Source organism: Paenibacillus sp. J22P15 (assembly GCF_056269345.1).
On sequence record NZ_JBWDNT010000008.1, the window covers coordinates 68,526 to 85,267 of the forward strand.

Annotated in this window: 27 protein-coding genes; all 27 read left to right on the forward strand. The window is 44.3% G+C overall.

What is annotated here, in order from left to right:
• Positions 1–36: 36 nt before the first annotated feature.
• The 27 genes from AC0YN6_RS17725 to AC0YN6_RS17855 all read left to right on the forward strand — a co-directional run bounded on the left by AC0YN6_RS17725 (position 37) and on the right by AC0YN6_RS17855 (position 16,735).
• Entirely contained in the window at positions 37–324 is a 288-nt protein-coding gene (locus tag AC0YN6_RS17725; RefSeq protein WP_475748412.1) for a hypothetical protein, read from the forward strand.
• A 12-nt stretch (positions 325–336) separates the two neighbouring features.
• Complete coding sequence (locus tag AC0YN6_RS17730; protein ID WP_475748413.1) at positions 337–639, forward strand: hypothetical protein; 303 nt, start codon at positions 337–339, stop codon at positions 637–639.
• A gap of 78 nt (positions 640–717) precedes the next feature.
• A complete protein-coding gene (locus AC0YN6_RS17735; protein WP_475748414.1) occupies positions 718–1,209 on the forward strand; it encodes a hypothetical protein in 492 nt (163 codons plus the stop codon).
• A 78-nt stretch (positions 1,210–1,287) separates the two neighbouring features.
• Positions 1,288–1,563, forward strand: a complete 276-nt coding sequence (locus tag AC0YN6_RS17740) for a LysM peptidoglycan-binding domain-containing protein (protein WP_475748415.1) — start codon at positions 1,288–1,290, stop codon at positions 1,561–1,563.
• A 33-nt stretch (positions 1,564–1,596) separates the two neighbouring features.
• Entirely contained in the window at positions 1,597–1,824 is a 228-nt protein-coding gene (locus AC0YN6_RS17745) for a hypothetical protein (RefSeq protein WP_475748416.1), read from the forward strand.
• 933 nt (positions 1,825–2,757) lie between these two features.
• On the forward strand, positions 2,758–3,135 hold the full coding sequence (locus AC0YN6_RS17750) for a DUF2493 domain-containing protein (protein WP_475748417.1): 378 nt from the start codon (positions 2,758–2,760) through the stop codon (positions 3,133–3,135).
• An 84-nt stretch (positions 3,136–3,219) separates the two neighbouring features.
• A complete protein-coding gene (locus AC0YN6_RS17755) occupies positions 3,220–3,681 on the forward strand; it encodes a hypothetical protein (protein ID WP_475748418.1) in 462 nt (153 codons plus the stop codon).
• Positions 3,681–4,016, forward strand: a complete 336-nt coding sequence (locus AC0YN6_RS17760) for a hypothetical protein (protein WP_475748419.1) — start codon at positions 3,681–3,683, stop codon at positions 4,014–4,016. The genes AC0YN6_RS17755 and AC0YN6_RS17760 overlap by 1 nt, the downstream gene beginning before the upstream one ends.
• 60 nt (positions 4,017–4,076) lie before the next feature.
• Positions 4,077–4,574, forward strand: a complete 498-nt coding sequence (locus AC0YN6_RS17765; protein ID WP_475748420.1) for an RNase H family protein — start codon at positions 4,077–4,079, stop codon at positions 4,572–4,574.
• 62 nt (positions 4,575–4,636) lie between these two features.
• Positions 4,637–4,906, forward strand: a complete 270-nt coding sequence (locus tag AC0YN6_RS17770) for a hypothetical protein (protein WP_475748421.1) — start codon at positions 4,637–4,639, stop codon at positions 4,904–4,906.
• Between the two features lie 172 nt (positions 4,907–5,078).
• On the forward strand, positions 5,079–6,026 hold the full coding sequence (locus AC0YN6_RS17775) for a hypothetical protein (RefSeq protein WP_475748422.1): 948 nt from the start codon (positions 5,079–5,081) through the stop codon (positions 6,024–6,026).
• A 388-nt stretch (positions 6,027–6,414) separates the two neighbouring features.
• The gene (locus AC0YN6_RS17780) at positions 6,415–8,313 is read left to right on the forward strand and encodes a DEAD/DEAH box helicase (RefSeq protein WP_475748423.1); all 1,899 of its coding nucleotides are present in this window, start codon (positions 6,415–6,417) and stop codon (positions 8,311–8,313) included.
• Between the two features lie 142 nt (positions 8,314–8,455).
• A complete protein-coding gene (locus AC0YN6_RS17785) occupies positions 8,456–9,352 on the forward strand; it encodes a hypothetical protein (protein ID WP_475748425.1) in 897 nt (298 codons plus the stop codon).
• Positions 9,353–9,365: 13 nt separating this feature from the next.
• Complete coding sequence (locus AC0YN6_RS17790) at positions 9,366–9,719, forward strand: hypothetical protein (protein WP_475748426.1); 354 nt, start codon at positions 9,366–9,368, stop codon at positions 9,717–9,719.
• Positions 9,720–9,730: 11 nt separating this feature from the next.
• The gene (locus AC0YN6_RS17795) at positions 9,731–10,255 is read left to right on the forward strand and encodes a hypothetical protein (protein ID WP_475748427.1); all 525 of its coding nucleotides are present in this window, start codon (positions 9,731–9,733) and stop codon (positions 10,253–10,255) included.
• The gene (locus AC0YN6_RS17800) at positions 10,252–10,920 is read left to right on the forward strand and encodes a hypothetical protein (protein WP_475748429.1); all 669 of its coding nucleotides are present in this window, start codon (positions 10,252–10,254) and stop codon (positions 10,918–10,920) included. The genes AC0YN6_RS17795 and AC0YN6_RS17800 overlap by 4 nt, the downstream gene beginning before the upstream one ends.
• Before the next feature lie 12 nt (positions 10,921–10,932).
• Complete coding sequence (locus AC0YN6_RS17805) at positions 10,933–11,367, forward strand: hypothetical protein (protein WP_475748430.1); 435 nt, start codon at positions 10,933–10,935, stop codon at positions 11,365–11,367.
• A 5-nt stretch (positions 11,368–11,372) separates the two neighbouring features.
• Positions 11,373–12,152 (forward strand): ThiF family adenylyltransferase, encoded by a 780-nt coding sequence (locus tag AC0YN6_RS17810; protein WP_475748432.1) that lies wholly within the window; start codon positions 11,373–11,375, stop codon positions 12,150–12,152.
• Between the two features lie 14 nt (positions 12,153–12,166).
• Positions 12,167–12,520, forward strand: coding sequence for a hypothetical protein (locus tag AC0YN6_RS17815; RefSeq protein WP_475748433.1), 354 nt, complete (start codon positions 12,167–12,169; stop codon positions 12,518–12,520).
• Positions 12,517–12,744 (forward strand): hypothetical protein, encoded by a 228-nt coding sequence (locus AC0YN6_RS17820; RefSeq protein WP_475748434.1) that lies wholly within the window; start codon positions 12,517–12,519, stop codon positions 12,742–12,744. The genes AC0YN6_RS17815 and AC0YN6_RS17820 overlap by 4 nt, the downstream gene beginning before the upstream one ends.
• A gap of 195 nt (positions 12,745–12,939) precedes the next feature.
• The gene (locus AC0YN6_RS17825) at positions 12,940–13,275 is read left to right on the forward strand and encodes a hypothetical protein (protein WP_475748436.1); all 336 of its coding nucleotides are present in this window, start codon (positions 12,940–12,942) and stop codon (positions 13,273–13,275) included.
• A gap of 3 nt (positions 13,276–13,278) precedes the next feature.
• Positions 13,279–13,614, forward strand: coding sequence for a hypothetical protein (locus tag AC0YN6_RS17830; protein WP_475748437.1), 336 nt, complete (start codon positions 13,279–13,281; stop codon positions 13,612–13,614).
• Positions 13,615–13,647: 33 nt separating this feature from the next.
• Positions 13,648–13,848 (forward strand): cold-shock protein, encoded by a 201-nt coding sequence (locus AC0YN6_RS17835; protein WP_475748439.1) that lies wholly within the window; start codon positions 13,648–13,650, stop codon positions 13,846–13,848.
• Positions 13,849–13,866: 18 nt separating this feature from the next.
• A complete protein-coding gene (locus AC0YN6_RS17840) occupies positions 13,867–14,046 on the forward strand; it encodes a hypothetical protein (protein ID WP_475748440.1) in 180 nt (59 codons plus the stop codon).
• 73 nt (positions 14,047–14,119) lie between these two features.
• Positions 14,120–14,884 carry a single-stranded DNA-binding protein gene (locus AC0YN6_RS17845; protein WP_475748442.1) on the forward strand — a complete coding sequence of 255 codons (765 nt, stop codon included), beginning with the start codon at positions 14,120–14,122 and terminating at the stop codon, positions 14,882–14,884.
• Between the two features lie 324 nt (positions 14,885–15,208).
• Positions 15,209–15,553 (forward strand): hypothetical protein, encoded by a 345-nt coding sequence (locus AC0YN6_RS17850; protein WP_475748443.1) that lies wholly within the window; start codon positions 15,209–15,211, stop codon positions 15,551–15,553.
• 3 nt (positions 15,554–15,556) lie between these two features.
• Positions 15,557–16,735 (forward strand): recombinase RecA family protein, encoded by a 1,179-nt coding sequence (locus AC0YN6_RS17855; RefSeq protein WP_475748444.1) that lies wholly within the window; start codon positions 15,557–15,559, stop codon positions 16,733–16,735.
• Positions 16,736–16,742 lie beyond the last annotated feature (7 nt).

Below are 16,742 nucleotides of genomic sequence, written 5' to 3' on the forward strand. Positions count from 1 at the left end.
CACTGTGAATTTAAACACCGAGGAGAAGTGATCGTCTTGTCTATTTTTAAGTCTAATGAGCGACTTTTTTTGACGCCAACTACTTGTGATGCTTGTGATAATTTTATCTTTGTTGAGCGACCTAATCATCCTGAGAACGATCCGCCCATGGATCAGTGCTCACATTGCACATCAAATGGATCTGAGCGCGTATCAGATTCCAGCAGTTTTATGGAGTTCGCTGCAGAACACGCCATTCTTGGCATTGAACATATGTCCCAAGATGAACTTATGAGGCTCATGTCCGACTATACTCAATTTGTTAATGTTAAGCGGCATTTGTGAGGTGAACTTCACTTGGAGCTAATAAAAGAATACAACTCTGCAATCATTCACGACTTCTATGGCTATTTTATTATGCCTGGCGATGTCGTGCGGTTTCGTGTTTGGAACGGAATAGAGGAGTATTACGCTGTCGGCGAATACGTTAGCTTTGACCCTGCGGGTGGACGAATCTTGATCAAGTGGCAATCTAAGCAATTAAGTCGTCACAAGATTTATACGTATGACGATGAGACACCAACCTATTTTAGTGCCAGTCAGATGTCCAAGTTCAGCATACTGACCCGATTCGGTTTACCATATCGCATTGGTGGCTAACGCCACATATTCATATTGATAGAAAGCAGGGGCCTGAGGGCCTCTTTTTTGTATGCAAATATAAGGAGGAGTTTATTCATGCAGCACACACTAATCGCACCGGTCACATTTTCATACGTCGAGGAATTTGGCGGCTTTGTTTGTTCTGGATTTAATTATGGTCAACATAAGGATGTTGCTTCCAATACAAATATTCTTCACTTGTCACTCGAGAGGGAGGGGGAGGAGGCTGAGGTGGTTGAGCTGGAGTATGTCGGCGTTGACCACACTGATCCATTTTCTTCGTCCATCTACTATAAAGAAGGTGCGCGTACGTTTGTCATGAAAATCATGCATGATCTCGAGGAGATCGTTCTAACAGAAGCGGAGCTGCCTGTTTCTGACGGTACAGTTTCTGAACTAAAAGTTCTACGATCCGCTGCCGGCTATTATATTGGGCATGAGGTTTACCAGGCTGAATTTGGATGCTGGTTTCCACATAGTCGTTTATCTGTTTCGTATTACAGAACAGAAGACGCAGCGCAGACCGCTCTCGATATAGGATGCTTCCTTGATCGTGCAATCTATTAAGTCGATTGACATCGACAAGTTCCTTTCAGAACGGCGTCCAATTTACGGGCGCCTATTTTATTTGGAGGAGGTCATAGGATGATCCGTCATTTTATGAAAAGAAACGCAACTGTTTTCGCCGCGCTATTCATGCTGGTTTTTCTTTTCTATACACTCATTCGTGCTGTGCAGCCGACTGTAGCTATAGAGTGGCAGACGTATCGGATTCAATCTGGAGACACATTATGGGGTATCGCTCACGAATACAATGTGTATCGTGATGTCCGTGAAACTATATCGCTGATCCGTGGCGAGAATAGAGTGGGGCCGGAAGATTTGCGCCCAGGCATGACTATTCGAGTCCCAGTCAAATGACTACACCATTCAACGTAGGAGGGAGATGGTACTTTGTCGACACAAGACTTATCCCTCGAAGACCGACTGCATCTATTAACACAAAGCCCGCTAACCGAACCGTTGAGGCAACTGTGGCTACAAGCGGTCACAGCTTGTCTTCAGGACAGAGACATGGAGGCGGAGCAGCTGGCCATGCATATCGTAGGCATATGCCAGGAGAAGGACATACCAATAAAATCGACATCAGAGTTTGATGATCTATTCAGAAGGATTAGGTGATTCATTTGAAACTGTGGCATATATTTTGGTCTTTTACTCATCGCTTTATGTATAGGAAGCTCAATCAACCACACGGGTATCAAACAAAACGATTCATTCATCATCGTAATCGCTATAAGCATCACACTAACGAACTATTAAGAAGGGAGTGATTCCATGCTTCGTTATGGATTATTAATCCTGCTTGCTGCAGGTGCGCTCATCTTGTTTCCCGTGTTTCTCAAAATCATATTCTTTGTCGCCTTGTGCCTAGTTGCTTTCAGGATAGCTGTGAGAACCGTAGACCATTTCAAGAGCAAAGACGGCATCGAAGTTGTACATCCAGGTAGCTCGCGTCGGCGGTAATCCAGCGGCGTAAAACTACTCATGCCCATACACATGGGATAATGACTAGGAAAGAATATTTGATAAGCCTATGCGAGCCCGATTGGGCATAGTTTGCCCAGGAGGCTCGATGGCTTCTCTTATGTGAATGTTTCAATACCCAATCTGCGTCACCGGTCGAGTGTAGTGAAGCTTGCTTCGATGACTGGATCAGGCGTGTCTTGTTGTTGTCTAATTTCCATTTTTGTATATCGGATCCAAGAGGGTAAAACCTTTAACTTCTTTTGCCTGTTTGTAATGTCCCTCTATATACTATAGATACCGTTAAAAAGGGCAAAAATAGACCCTGTTTTAAAACGTTCACTAATTGTTCACAGGATACTTATGAATTATGATAATAATCAGTGAACCTACTTGACATTAATTGCATTCTCGACTAACGTCGATTATTCATGGCGGAGGTGTTATATGTTCCTTGTTCAATTTGAAGATGATACCTCTTGGGGTGAACTCTGTGTCCGTATATGTGAGACAGAATCGGATGTTCTTAATATGTGGCACTACGATGGAGCAGCCATCACAATCAAAGATGTCAGGGAGGTATCCGCTGTGTTTAAATTAGTGGTCGCAGGATCGCGAGGGTTCACTAATTACGAGCTCCTTCGGAATCGACTCGATTATTTTCTTCAGCATCAAGTGAGAGACCAAATTGTGATCATATCCGGCAAAGCTGCAGGTGCAGATACTCTTGGTGAACGATATGCGAAAGAGCGAGGCTACATGCTTGATGAGTATCCTGCTGATTGGTATCCTGCACATTTGGGCGGTAAGAAGTTGGACAGGGGTGCTGGACACAAGCGTAATCGAACGATGGCAGAAATATGTGATTCTGCCGTTCTGTTTTGGGACGGTGTTTCGCCTGGAACAAGTGGTATGCGTGATATTCTAGTTAAGCTTGGTAAGGAATATCGAATCGTAACACCTTAAATTATTGAAGAGCTGTCGCCTGACGGCTCCATATTCTTGTTGATTATCAAATAATACAACTTACGTCTGGGAGGACTATTAACTATGAAAACATCATTCAAATTGGGATCAATTAAATTAAACGTTGCTTTGCCGAAAGAAGTAACTGGAACTGGTGAGTCAGTTCATGTCAATATCGCAATTGACGGCCTCGAATGCCAGGTTGAAGGCTCTGCAATGGAGATTTGCACTGTCGTTAAAGAAGCTGTATCTGCATTCTCTACAATCAAGAAGTCTTTTGATGAGCCATCGACTGAAATTAATGAAGAAGAAGTCAAAAAGCCTCGTATTGTTCATGTCATGGGCGGTGGCTCGAGTATTCCCGCCATTATTTCATCTCTCATTGCAGAAGGATTGCTCGATGAGGAGAAGGAAGAGGGGCAAGAGGAAGGAGAGCCAAAAATGAGCCTGCTTGATTTGCTTATGAGACAAAAGCACACGAGCATCCCACCATTCGTCATTCAAGAGTTCTTTAATCACGTATTAATGTCAGGTGATAAAAAGTAATGCATTGCGTTCGCTGTAATGAAGACAAGAGTGGTGGATTTTTCACTGCCCGTGATGGCTTGATTTGTGAAAAGTGTGCAGATAATGATGCAGAAATTCAATTTAGAGCGATAGTTAACCAGCTATTCTCCATTGATTATCATAAGTTGAATAACACTTACAAGAAGCGCATTGATGACACTATTGCTCGATTTGGATTCTCTTTTCTTGAAATCGAACTAGAAGTAAAGAAAGCATACGATGACTACCATGAGTGGTGCAGGCAAGATAGGCCTTCATCAGTAGAATCGGTGGAATGGTTTCCAGCTTCACCTGCTCGTGTAATACCGGCGTAATGAGCTGCACACTCGGGTGCGGCTTTTTTGTTTTATATAGATATTAAGGAGGCTATTCAGGTGGGCAAAGAAACGTTCGATAAGCTCCGTGTAGAGATGTGGGTGAGCGGCACCATTGATAAGGAAAAGTTTGGCGGTTACTGTGTCCACCTGCTTAGTCATATTGGCGGAACCAATTACAGTAAGACACTGGCTGGTCATGGTGTCAATTCAACTGTGACGCGCATGACGCTTAAAGCCGTCTTAGAGGGACTTAAGTTAATCAAGAAGAAAAGCTTCATTCATATCTATACAGGCATACCACAGGTCTCTGTGGGCCTTAATAAACACATTCATGCTTGGTCTAAGCAAGGCTTCAAGCGCGCAAATGGCGCTGACCTTGAGCATGAGGATTTATGGCGTCAAATCCATGATCTTTTAGAAACAAAAGTATTCTCCTACAAAGTCCACTATCTAGCTGCTAGTCCAATTCCAGAAAATAATGTCCGAGTCGTACACACAGCAAGTGAGTACGCAATGAAGTCACGTAGGGCTTTCATGGACGTCCAAATATCGTAAGACTGCGGCTAACGCCGCTTATTCCTATTGAATCAAACCAACTATTATGGAGGCGTTTTATTATGTCAGCACATATTATTGAAATGATCACAGTTTCGGGTTCCATCGAAAACATTACAGCTATCCTGAAGGATCAGGATTCTGAAACCGCATATATGGTGCTGCGTGAAGCATCAGAAAAAATCGAAGCAGCTCTGGAGGTTAACATTCGCGAAAAGCAGCATATTGCTGCGATGTTGAATCTTTCTAAGCTTGCCGCCATGGATGACTTGATTCTCCATGCTGAGCGCAAAATGAATGAAGATTTTTATAGAAAGCCATCTGCTCGATGATCGCGATTCTTGTTATATTTCTTTTGTATGTTACCGGTCAAGCATGGGCGATTCCCATCTTGATCGGCTTTTTGTTATATAAGCTTATTCGTGCAAAGACCTGAGGTTTAATGTCGCCTCATTTATTTTATTAGCAACATCAAATACAACACCATTACTAGGAGGGACTATTATGTCCAAAGTACTCGATAATATTAAAGCAATCGTATCCGGCGGTATCCGCATTCAAGCTCACCCAATCAATAGCTATGGTCAATATCCAGTTAGTGTAACTGATGTTGTGTCTGGTTCAGGCACCGAAGGATGGTCGCTCATGTACTATCCTCGCTTGGTTGCCAACAATACTCGCTTGTATGATGGCAAAGAGGCGCTGACTAAGCTTACGATTTCCGGTTTTTCCCGCGTCTATAACACTGTAATGAGCATCGATCAGCGCTTTATGCAGGGAGATCAAGTCTTTGACGGTCAATATGGCAAGCGTGCCGAGTATTTTTATGGCGACAAAGCCAAGTTTATTGTGAGTCAGCGTGACAAAACGACTCTGATTCAACTTAACGTGACTGATGAAAGATCTCCGTTCCATATGCTTTCCATCTCTTTCCGTGTTATCGACAGCAACAAAGAGCCTGGTACACGCCACATGATCGGATCTGACGATCGCTGGGATCGTAACGCTGATAGCTTTAATGAAGGCAATGCTATCCTTTCTCCAGACAAGGTGCGCTGCCTTCGTGTGTACCAAGAAGACCGCAATCATTCTCCTTATGTGAAGGCTCCTGCTCGTATTGCAGGCAATAAGACGGAGGTTGATCCTGACAACTCCGAGTTTGTTTACCTGCAAGATGTATCCAATGCATTCCGCGCGCTTGCCGTGATCTATGAGAAAGCCATTCTCGAGCTTGCCATGGAGAAATCCTTCCCGCAAGTGCAGCAAATGATCGTTCAGGCTCAAGCAGCTATTGCTGCCGAGTCAAAACCAGAAGTTGCATTTGGCGGTGGATTTGGTGGCGGTCATAGCGGTGTTCCTTTCGCACCACCACCTGGTTCCGCACCAATGGAATCGAATCCAGTTCAGCAGGGTGGACAGTTTAACTGGGCAGGGGATGGTCAGGCTTGGTAAAACAAACCTACATCTTAAAAAATGAATAGCATTACAATATCACAATAGATTAACTCTGGTGTGTTGCAGGCGGGAATGCCCGCCTGTCGGCATAAAATAGCTTTTACCCCTCAAAGGTGAAATAAATCCCCCCTTAATATTTCATATCTATGCGACAAAAATCAGGTGTTATGTTATACTTGTCAAGAATACATAGCAGGAGGATTACATGGGGCAAATAGCTGAAGATATACTAAACGGGCTTCTTTGTGAAGTTTGTGGATCATATATTGAGGATTTCGAAGAACCAGGTTACCCTCGAAAGTGCGACGGTTGCAAGGATAAAGCAATTCTTGCGAGAAGAAAAAAGAAGTAAAATCATTGTTTGTAGCAGAAAGGAGACTCATCCATGATACAAGCTCGATCCCAATTCAATAATGTGTACGTTAAGGTTCTCGAAATGGGTGATGCCTTTTCTTATACATTAGAAAAACTCCGCATGGTTCCGAATCGCGGCTTCAATATGGAGACAGCCGAGTGGATTATGGATCGAAAGGACGTAGGGCATCTTTTGGCTAACTTCGGTAGTCAAATATCATGGATGACTCCCCTTTCGGAAATTGTAGAGGGCATCCCCCTGAATCATGAGTTAGTCCAAAACCATTTGGAGTGGGAAAAAGAAAAAGGCTTTCCGAATTTCAAGATGGATCTGTATCCCTATCAAAAGGTCGGTGCCGGCTTCTTAGTAGACCGTGGTTCGGCTGCCATATTTGATGGCTGCGGTCTAGGAAAGACCCCCCAAATCATAGGTGCATTTGAAAAACTGTTCGAGCGTGGCGCACGCCGTGGATTGATCGTCACACTGAATGGTATCAAGCGTCAGTGGGCAAAAGAAGTCGAGAAGTTTACAGGCAAGACTGCGATTTCTGTTGTCGGAACATCTTCAAGACGAAAAAAGCTGATCAAAGGCTTCGGAGAACGTGACGATTTGCAGTACATGGTTATCAACTACGAATCCCTTAGGGATCGCGAGATACTTGATATGATTAAGCAAATCCCGTTTGATTGCATCGGTTTGGATGAGGCTCAGAAGATTAAGTCAGGCGTGACTGATACACTACTACGCATCGAACCGAGTCAAATTGCAGCAGCAGTTCAGGAGCTCATGTACATTCCTCATCGATTCGTGGCCACCGCTACGCCGGTACAAGGGAAGGTAGAAGAGATTTGGAGTATCATGCATTTTGTGAATCCTCACATACTTGGCCCATGGGTTCATGTTCGTGAACGATATTGCACATATAGTTCTCGATATGGCATTACGGATTATCAGAACCAAGGTGAATTGTATTGGCGCATTGCCCCGTACTTCATTCGTAGAACGAAAGATATGCCTGAGATTCAGCAGCAGCTGCCGGAAGTTCAGCATTCCCATGTCTTTTTAGACATGACTGACAAGCAGGCTGAACTGCATGACTACTTGGTGGAGAAGCTCTCTGATGTGAAGGAGCAGGCGAAAAGTGTTAGTGGATATACCTTCCTAAATGGCAAGTCGATGAGTCCCGAGGAGGCAAAGGATTATTACGATGCCGTCTCACAAGGCTATCAGCAGTTCTTGCTTGGCACTTGTGACAGCACGCAGCTGATTACAATGTCAGACAGCAACATGGCGAATACGATCTTAAAAGACATTCCATTAGTGGAGAAGGACTTCAAATCGCCGAAGATCGATTACATTCGAGACTTCTACCAGCAGATGCTCTACGATGAGCCAAAATCGAAGATCGTCATCTTCACTAAGTTTGAGCGCATGTGTGACTTGATCCATCGGGCTTTGAACACGAAGTCAAATGGAAAGCCAGCTGATCAACAGCAAGCGGTCATGTATCACGGACAAATGTCAGACAACGCGAAAGAGTGGAGTAAAGATCAATTTGTTAGCAATCCCGACATCAAAGCCATTGTTTGCACGGATGCTGGCTCAACAGGCCTCAATCTGCAGGTGGCAAACTATATGATTCATGCCGATCTTCCTTGGGATCCGACACTGATTGAGCAGCGGAACGGCCGAATTGACCGTACAGGTAATGCTTTTTCGAATGTGACGATCTACTATCTCATCATGAGCCAATCCTATGATGAGCACTTGCTCGGCATTTTGGATCGAAAGCAGGAGCTCGCCAACCAGATTCTTTCTGGCGGATCAGACTCCCGTGCCCGCAGCAAAAACGTGAGTAAAATGGCCATCGATAGTTTGATGCGCAATAGGGCCAAAAAAGATAAGTCTAATAAGGCATCTGGAGGATAATTTATGCCACCCAAATATATATCAGCATACTTTGACACAATTGAAGCGATGACAAGGCTTGCTAGGAAAGATACGCAATCAGTGAAGGAGAAACGACTTCATAATAAGCAAAAAATGCAATCGTTTTTAAGCGACAAGCGAGGTGGACGACATATACGGTTCAACTAAACAAGTATATGATGTTCTTGCCCCTCGACACGATTATAACGATCCGGCTTCTCTTCATGAGAGCCCGGATCGTCTTTATGTATTGCTTAATATTGTTGGAAATGGTGGCTCCTCATATCCCGATGGCGAGTGGGAATGGAGTGGCAGCTACAAAATTGAAGCAAGGCCTGGTGACTTTGGAAACCTACATAACTATGTCGGATCTTTATATCCGCATTATTCGAGGCCGAAAGACCCTACAAGCAAGATGTATGGCGGACGAAGGAAGCGCCGCGGCTGGATCGTAAACCTATCCGTATCAGGTGGTTACGATTCTCGTATCGAAATAACGCTAATTGACAGTGTGATCATGACTGGCATAAAGAAGGCGCGTATAGCCTGCATCAAAGCTATTCAGGAATTTGAAGCTAGTGATCGATTTAAGACAGAGTTGTGGCCACGCGTTACTGCTTCTGAGCATCGCAAGCCTATCATCAAAGAAATTGATGGCGATCTCTGGTGGGTAGCAACGACCTGGACAAGCTTTAGTAACGCAGTTGTTGGTCGTCAAAACTACTACAGAGGTGCAGAGAGGCCAATGGGTGGAGGCACATTCTATTCAAAAGAGATTAGATACGATCGTGTTTATGATAAAGGACCTGATGGGCGGAGTGATTACAGTACGGGGAGAAATGTCTATAAAGATACCATTTACCCTAAACTTGAGTTCAGCTCCTCCGGATACGGACATACGGGCGGCGTTGCAGAGATGGGTAAGAAAATCGAGGCAGCACTCTGGGAAAACGTGACCAGTGACCTGGCCGTATACATTATGATGAATAGGTACAGGGACTATCCTGGTATTCACGGTAAGCTAAGGCAATATCGGTGAGGAGGTCGTTTACATGAGTAAAACTACCGTAAAAGAATTTAATTACAGTAAGCTTGTTCAGGTGCTAGATGGATTTAAAAATCCAATTGAAGATAGTGTTGCCGATCACACATCCGTGACATTTCCTGTGTTCGATATGGTATTAAATAACGAAGAGGTGACAGACGATTTTCTTTCATCCATTACGATTCAACAACTCGAACTTGCCATGGATGCCGTCATGTATGCTCCAACTCATGAAGACGATACTGATGAGTTGAAGACTGAAGATTATCGAAATCCTATGTTTGAATATTGCTACAGTCGTGACTGGATTGATGCCATTTCAAGAATGCAACAAATAAAACCGAAAACCACTTTCTTTTAGGAGGATTCTTTATGCTGCTTGGTGGTTACGAAGAGCGCGAATACTGGATTAATCAGCTAGATCGCATCATGATTCTGAAATGGATGTTTGATAAGGGGTATGAGCTGCCAACATATAAATTTTCGAACGGATCTTATCATGATTCCGGTGCAGAAGATCTCATGATGGAGTGTTTGAAGCAAGTATTCTCTAAGTATGGCATTGAGCTGCTTGATGTAAATCATAATACTTCTACCACCTACTTTTTTAAAGCGGTGTTTCCGCTTCGCAATAAATATAGCAAGAAGCAAAAGGAGGATCTGGAAGAGGTCAAGAAGACAATTTCCGCTTTTCCCGATAATGGCATGCATGAGAACGGGCTCACTGCATCATGGGAGTGTCATGAAGATACGCCATGGATTGAAAACGTGCTTGCAGTTGAATACGAATATTTCAGCAATATTGGAGGGATATTTGGTTATCTTCTTGATGCACTACCTTTGATTGAACCCTACCTTGCTAATAAGTCTGAGAAGAAGAGGAGAAAAGCTTCATGAATGTTCAAATCTCATTATCTCATGATCGGATGCCTCACATTGCTTATGAGCAGGAAAGCGGCGGAAAGCGCGGCTTCTATGTTCATCACGATCAACTGATCGGAATCATCCAAGCAGCTGCAGAAGAGCGTGTAATCGAGCTAGATGAAACCCTATTTGCGTCGCCAACTCTCCCGATTGGAGCCGTAAAGTATGCGCAGACAAAAAACGGATCGCATTTCCTTTACTTGGTTGAAGATGAAGTTGAAGCAAATGTACAGTATCACGAATCTACATACGAGGCTGTGCCATTTCCTAAAATGGTGTTTGCCTTTGAGGTCAAGGGGAAGTCTTTCGTGAAAGGACACTGTGCAGTGTATAAGGACAAATATCTGCGTGATGATACACAATTGTTCCGATTTCCATACTCCAACGTTCATGCCACAGGAGAGTTGTGCTTTTGGATCAATGAGCCAATCAAAGATCTTGTTCAGCTTCAAACGCTGCCGCACCGGTGGCGCGAACTCCCTAACAATGATCATCTGTACAATCAATTGAGCACTAATAAGTGGAATAAGTCGTTGCGCGAAGTATTCGATTCCAGTCAGCACTGCGATTTTGATTACGACATGGTTGTTCCAATGAATTGCACTTTCGAGCAATGGGCTAACAAACACATAAAATAAGGAGGCATTTATATGTCTGAAATGGAATTTGAAAGTGAAAATAAATCGGAGGTCATCATAAAACCGATGCATCAAGAGCCACAGGAGGTAGATCCAGTAGCTCCAGCAGCACCGGTTGTCGATATGAACAACTACGATCTTTTCGGAAACATCATACCCGAAACAAAAACCGAAAAGCTGGCGCGCTTAAAGGGTGAGGCGCCGAAATCTGCTCCTGTGTCTCTTCCGAAAGAAAAAGCAGAGCCATCAAAGATTGTTGGTCAAGAATACACGGTCTATTATGCTGGCCATCGCATCGAGGTGCCAGATAACGATATGACGATCGAGTCTCTGCGCAGTTATTTGGAGACGGACTTCCCTGAAATGAGCAAAGAGCGGACTGACATGCTTATCGATACCGAAAAGCTGCAGATCGTTCCAGTTATCAAATCACCGAAGAAAGGGTGACGAATATGTATCATCCTACAATAAATCTTCCCATTTCCACCAACATCCATCTGATTCAGATCGGTGTTGGTGGAAATGGCGGATACTTGGTGCAGCGTCTCTCTAAGATGCTTCATGCCTTTAGTCAGCAACGAGCTTTTACGCCATGCAAGTATATGCTTGTAGATGGTGACCGGTTTGAATATAAGAACCTACTAAGACAACCCTGCATTCAAGAGGATATAGGGGAGTTCAAATGCAAAGCGCTTTCGGAACGCTACGGATCCGCCTACGGCCTAGATATCCTTTATCTGGACAGCTTCATTGAGTCCATAGATGATGCCAGCAAGCTCATCGTTAATGTAGGTCCGTCGGATCTCATTGTACTGATTGGCTGCGTAGACAACCATGCTACGCGACAGGTTCTGCATCAATTCTTCATAGAGACGAAGCGAAATATTGTGTACTTGGATAGTGCGATCGATGGCGTCATCGAAGATGATCGGCGCAGTGGTTACTCAGGACAAGTCGTATGTGGCGTTAAGATTGACGGAGAGGTTCTTCTTGATCCCGTAGGAAGTTTGTATCCCGATGTGCTTGATGACACTGAATCTAAACTACCTTCACAGTCCTGTGGCGATACAGTCGTGAATCACCCACAGCGAATGATGACCAATGAAATGGCTGCCATTGTACTTGCCGGCTACCTGAACACTATACTTTCCGATAAAGAAATTGTATCCCATTACACAAATTTCAATGCACGCACAATGCTTTCGCGTCCAGTGTATTTATCGGCGGTATAGCAAGGAGAAGTCATATGGAGCTAATTAATGCTTATAACTATATTCCGCCTGGGCCATTTCAGGCTGCCATTAACCGAGTAAAGGCGGAGCAGGATGACGAGTCCTTGTTTGGATTCTGGGTGACTGCAGAAGGGCACGCACTGCGTCCACGGCAAATGAATGATCAGCACCTGCTTAATTGCATTCGGAAAACAGAGACAAGGCTTAAACCTCTGCCTATTCGGGAAATAGCGAATCAGATCTCCGTATCCAAGTACATTAAGCGACACTACACACCCCATAATCAGCGAATCATTAAGGGGATCATAAATAAGCAAACGTATTTGATTATGATCAAAGAAGCAAAGAGAAGAGGGCTACTAACATGAAAGCATCTAAGAAAAAGCCTGGTGCCACCGCAATCGAGAACCGACTTCTGATTGTTGCAATATTGAAAGTTTTAGGTGTAAGCGTACATAGGCCACATGAACAACCAATAGAATCTCTTCATAAAAAGCTGGCTGAATTTGGCTTGACACTCCGAGATATCGAAAACTGTATCGTCGATTTTCGGATGAAGAATAAATGGACTACAGTTAAGAAGGTCGTCTGACGACTCCTGAATCCTTATGATTATAATAGAAAGAAGGATCTATTCGTCGCTATATAGACAATAATCCATGTATTTGCGCCATATGTAGACGCTACGGATGACTGTTATCTGTAGCGTCTATTTTAATTTTGTAACGCGTTGCAAAACATAGGGAAAGATGCTACAATACATTTATCGCTTACAGGAGGAATACAGATGTCTACTAGCAGTAATGAGCCTGATAAGGATTTGTTTGAGTTTGCTAATGAGCGAGAGCAGAGCGGTTTCGATGACCTTATACCGCCGTCTCGAAAAGGGCTAGAGTCTTTGGAGGCAGGTAAGATGCCGGAGCGCGAGTTAGTCGGCGTGGGTGGTCCAAATCAGACTTCTGCCGCATCTAACGACGATGCGGGAAAGAAAGAGATGCAGACCGCGTATATTATCGCCAACGCCCTCATTAATATCTTGATCAATAAAGGTATTATTCAGCAGCGTGAACTCGACAAAGAGGTTGAAGATTTATTTCGCGAATATCGTGATCGGGGGCGCTAATTAATGGCTACGATTCAAGATATTCGAAAGCATGTAACACATTTCTCTGAAGAGATTCGCTTAAAAGCCAAGCAATCCGAGGAAGTTACGGTTGGCGGTTTTGTAACCGAGCAATTCAAGTTATCTGATGACCTTCATGTCGTTAGGATTGATGATGTGGTTGGCAAAACAACGGTTCTTATGTCTAGTGAAATGTATGAGCACTTCAAGCCAGTTATTGATCCTAGTCAGCTTCTATGCATCCAAGGATTCGTAAATATGGTCAGTCAAAAAACAAAAATCGGCACTCAAACAGATTATTCTGTTGTCGCTTTTGATCTTCAAGTCGTCACATTGTAAGAAAAAACAATACTAATAGGGATGGTGCACAACATGGAACAAGGTACAGTGAAATGGTTTAACGCAGAAAAAGGATACGGATTTATCGAGAAAGAACAAGGCGGCGATGTATTCGTTCATTTCTCAGCTATTCAAACAGAAGGCTTCAAGTCGCTAGATGAAGGTCAACGCGTTCAATTTGAAATCATGCAAGGCAATCGTGGCGCGCAAGCGTGCAACGTACACAAGATCTAGTGAGGGGAAGTCGTAATCATGCGTAATGTCCTGGAGTTTCCTACCGGCGATGAGCAGGACTTTATGTACCCAAAGGATCGAGAAGTCGAAGAGGGGACAGAGCTATCTGTTACCCTCCTTGACGATTCGACCCACCTGCTTACGGTTACGGAAATCAGGCGTGAGGAAAAGCGCATTGTTTACGTATTGGGATACTAAAGTCCGTCACTAACGTTCCGTTATTCATATTGAGAATCATACCAATCTATCCTTAAAGGGGAGTTATGCAATTATGGCAACTAATCAACCAAACAATAATCGTCATTTTGATAATCATGCTGAGATTGAACTAATCGGAAACATTTCTGGAATCAAAGATCCAAACGGCGGCGCGCGCGTTCATGCGACCACTAAGCCGATGAACGATGGGGCGAAGGTTGCCAATTCCAACATTGCAGTTAACCTTCAAGGCCGCGATGACGCTGAGTTCTGGAAGCTGGAAGCATGGGCTTACGCTAATGGATCTCAAGTGAATCACAATTTCATAATGGAGCATTTGGCAATTGGACGTAAAGTATTCGTCAAAGGTACACCGTACCTAAATAAAGATGCTAATGGCGCTTATTGGCCAACGATTCGCGTTTCGATGATCAAAGCACTTGATTCACCAGCTAACAATAACGGTCAGCAAGGTGGCGGTCAACAGCAACAGGGTGGCCAGCATCAACAAGGCGGCTACGGTCAACAGCAACAACAAGGCGGCTATGGCAACCAACAGCAACAGGGTGGTTATGGTAATCAACAACAGCAGCCTCCTGGTGGCGCTCCTTTTGCTCCTCCTGCCGGTCAACAACCTCAAGGCTATGGCGCTCCGCAAGGTGCTCAAGGTGGATATGGCGCACCAGCTTACGGCGCTCCTGCATCACCTGGACCTGGTGGATACGGCGCACCTGCATCTCCTGGAGCAGGTGGATATGGTGCTCCAGCTGTACCCAATGGTCAAGGATTTGGTGGACAGCCGCCTTATGGTCAACAAGGCGGTTACAGCGGTCGATAAGAATAGCCTAGATGACGGGGATTACGAGATTGTTTTCGTATCCCCGTTTCATCAAGTGCGAAGAAAGAAGGATGTGCTATGAGTTATTTGATTTATTTAGGGTGGGTTATCTTAGGATACCTTTCCATCGGTATTATTCTTTACTTCATTCGATCGGCTTATTGCTGGATCAGAAATATCTACACAGGCAGCGGATTTTTCGAGTTGTCATGGATTACTACATTTGTTCTAGCTTCTGTATTGTGGCCACTTGTTTGGATGAACATTTTCACAGATTGGAACTCAAGAAGGCGTATAAGAAACAGTTACAGAAGGTAGGTGTAATTGATGTCCCATAACCCCAAGGATGCATTGCCTCGCTTTATGCACGGCATTTACGCTCACTATGAAGACAAGGGTATCGGATCAAAAAAGGCCAAAGGCCGCATGATTGACGAGACGCTTCAAGTTGTACGCGCATTCATCGATAAGGAGCAAGAAATACCGGATCACCTACTGGTGATTGCAGCGCAATTCTTCTCCCAAGCTTTGTATCAGCGTGGCAAGAAGTTAACGGAATCGGCAAAAAAAGAATTTGATCCAGAGGATCCATTACTTGTTGCACTTCGTCAGCTAAAATCCGCTAAGGATGCAATCGATCAATTCATCAAGACTTACAAGGGAGTGTAGTAAATGGCAGCTGGAGATAAGAAGTCGAATTTGGATAAGGTCACAGAGGCGCTTGCCGGCACTAAGGATGTAAAGAAAGACTTCAATAAGCGATTCGGCGATGGAACATTTTTCACGTTTGAATCAGATGCTGTAGAAATATACCCAATATCGACAAGTATTCCTAGTGTGGATCATGCTTCAGGCATTGGCGGAGTCCCGCTCGGACGAATCATTGAGGCTTATGGTCCTGAATCGGCTGGTAAAACAAGCTTCTGCTTAATGGTTGTTGCGGAGTTTCAAAGGCTATCCAAGCTGCCCGGCCCGCTTTTCGGTAAAAAGGCCGGCTTCATCGATGCCGAGCATGCGCTTGATCCACTGCATGTTCGAAATCTTCAAGTCGATGTGTCAGAGGAAAGCGGCATGCTCATTAATCAACCTGACTCAGGAGAGGCTGCATTTGACCTCATGGAAGCCATGTGCTTATCTGAAGCCTTCGGCATTGTTATCGTTGACTCAGCAGCTTCGCTTACTCCGATGGCTGAGCTTGAGAATGACATGAACTACAATCCAATTGGACTGCAAGCTCGTATGTTGTCAAAAGGTCTTCGTAAATTGAAAGGCCTTGCTTCCAAGCACAATACGACTTTCATTTTCATCAATCAGCTGCGCGAGAAGCCAGGCAGTCAAGGTATGACGCTTGAAGTAACACCAGGCGGGCGGGCTCTGCGCTTTTATTCTTCTATGCGTCTTGATGTACGCGCCAAGAAGATCGAGAAATCAGGTGCATTCCTTGGACAAGCGACAACAATTAAGTTTGTTAAGAATAAATGTGCAGTTCCATTTAAGGTAGCTGAATATGATTACTACTGGATCGGCGGCGTCGATCGAATTAAAAACATATCAGAGACAGCTATTGAAATGGATGTCATTCATCGTGCCGGCGCATACTACTTCTTTGGTGAGAGTACAAAGAACCCATATATTGATGGAGCCGGAAATAAGCTCGTTTGGCAGGGCAAGGAAGCATTGCTTGATGCGCTACGTAGTTCACCTGCCTTGTATGATTACACAAATAATGTGGTGCTTGGCAATATTCCACGCGATGCACAGTTTGTCGAAGAGCAGCCAGATGATGGACCAGCTCCTACGGATGAAGAATTGGCTCGCGAAGAAGACCCTGCCATGATGGCATTAATTTAATGAATAG

What these genes read in the sequence shown, in the direction of transcription:
- AC0YN6_RS17775 (WP_475748422.1), top strand. Translation starts at nt 5,079, where the DNA reads ATGTCCAAAGTACTCGATAATATTAAAGCAATCGTATCCGGCGGTATC.
- AC0YN6_RS17835 (WP_475748439.1), top strand. Translation starts at nt 13,648, where the DNA reads ATGGAACAAGGTACAGTGAAATGGTTTAACGCAGAAAAAGGATACGGA.
- AC0YN6_RS17740 (WP_475748415.1), top strand. Translation starts at nt 1,288, where the DNA reads ATGATCCGTCATTTTATGAAAAGAAACGCAACTGTTTTCGCCGCGCTA.
- AC0YN6_RS17840 (WP_475748440.1), top strand. Translation starts at nt 13,867, where the DNA reads ATGCGTAATGTCCTGGAGTTTCCTACCGGCGATGAGCAGGACTTTATG.
- AC0YN6_RS17795 (WP_475748427.1), top strand. Translation starts at nt 9,731, where the DNA reads ATGCTGCTTGGTGGTTACGAAGAGCGCGAATACTGGATTAATCAGCTA.
- AC0YN6_RS17790 (WP_475748426.1), top strand. Translation starts at nt 9,366, where the DNA reads ATGAGTAAAACTACCGTAAAAGAATTTAATTACAGTAAGCTTGTTCAG.
- AC0YN6_RS17770 (WP_475748421.1), top strand. Translation starts at nt 4,637, where the DNA reads ATGTCAGCACATATTATTGAAATGATCACAGTTTCGGGTTCCATCGAA.
- AC0YN6_RS17800 (WP_475748429.1), top strand. Translation starts at nt 10,252, where the DNA reads ATGAATGTTCAAATCTCATTATCTCATGATCGGATGCCTCACATTGCT.
- AC0YN6_RS17815 (WP_475748433.1), top strand. Translation starts at nt 12,167, where the DNA reads ATGGAGCTAATTAATGCTTATAACTATATTCCGCCTGGGCCATTTCAG.
- AC0YN6_RS17810 (WP_475748432.1), top strand. Translation starts at nt 11,373, where the DNA reads ATGTATCATCCTACAATAAATCTTCCCATTTCCACCAACATCCATCTG.
- AC0YN6_RS17735 (WP_475748414.1), top strand. Translation starts at nt 718, where the DNA reads ATGCAGCACACACTAATCGCACCGGTCACATTTTCATACGTCGAGGAA.
- AC0YN6_RS17760 (WP_475748419.1), top strand. Translation starts at nt 3,681, where the DNA reads ATGCATTGCGTTCGCTGTAATGAAGACAAGAGTGGTGGATTTTTCACT.
- AC0YN6_RS17855 (WP_475748444.1), top strand. Translation starts at nt 15,557, where the DNA reads ATGGCAGCTGGAGATAAGAAGTCGAATTTGGATAAGGTCACAGAGGCG.
- AC0YN6_RS17825 (WP_475748436.1), top strand. Translation starts at nt 12,940, where the DNA reads ATGTCTACTAGCAGTAATGAGCCTGATAAGGATTTGTTTGAGTTTGCT.
- AC0YN6_RS17805 (WP_475748430.1), top strand. Translation starts at nt 10,933, where the DNA reads ATGTCTGAAATGGAATTTGAAAGTGAAAATAAATCGGAGGTCATCATA.
- AC0YN6_RS17755 (WP_475748418.1), top strand. Translation starts at nt 3,220, where the DNA reads ATGAAAACATCATTCAAATTGGGATCAATTAAATTAAACGTTGCTTTG.
- AC0YN6_RS17845 (WP_475748442.1), top strand. Translation starts at nt 14,120, where the DNA reads ATGGCAACTAATCAACCAAACAATAATCGTCATTTTGATAATCATGCT.
- AC0YN6_RS17830 (WP_475748437.1), top strand. Translation starts at nt 13,279, where the DNA reads ATGGCTACGATTCAAGATATTCGAAAGCATGTAACACATTTCTCTGAA.
- AC0YN6_RS17820 (WP_475748434.1), top strand. Translation starts at nt 12,517, where the DNA reads ATGAAAGCATCTAAGAAAAAGCCTGGTGCCACCGCAATCGAGAACCGA.
- AC0YN6_RS17780 (WP_475748423.1), top strand. Translation starts at nt 6,415, where the DNA reads ATGATACAAGCTCGATCCCAATTCAATAATGTGTACGTTAAGGTTCTC.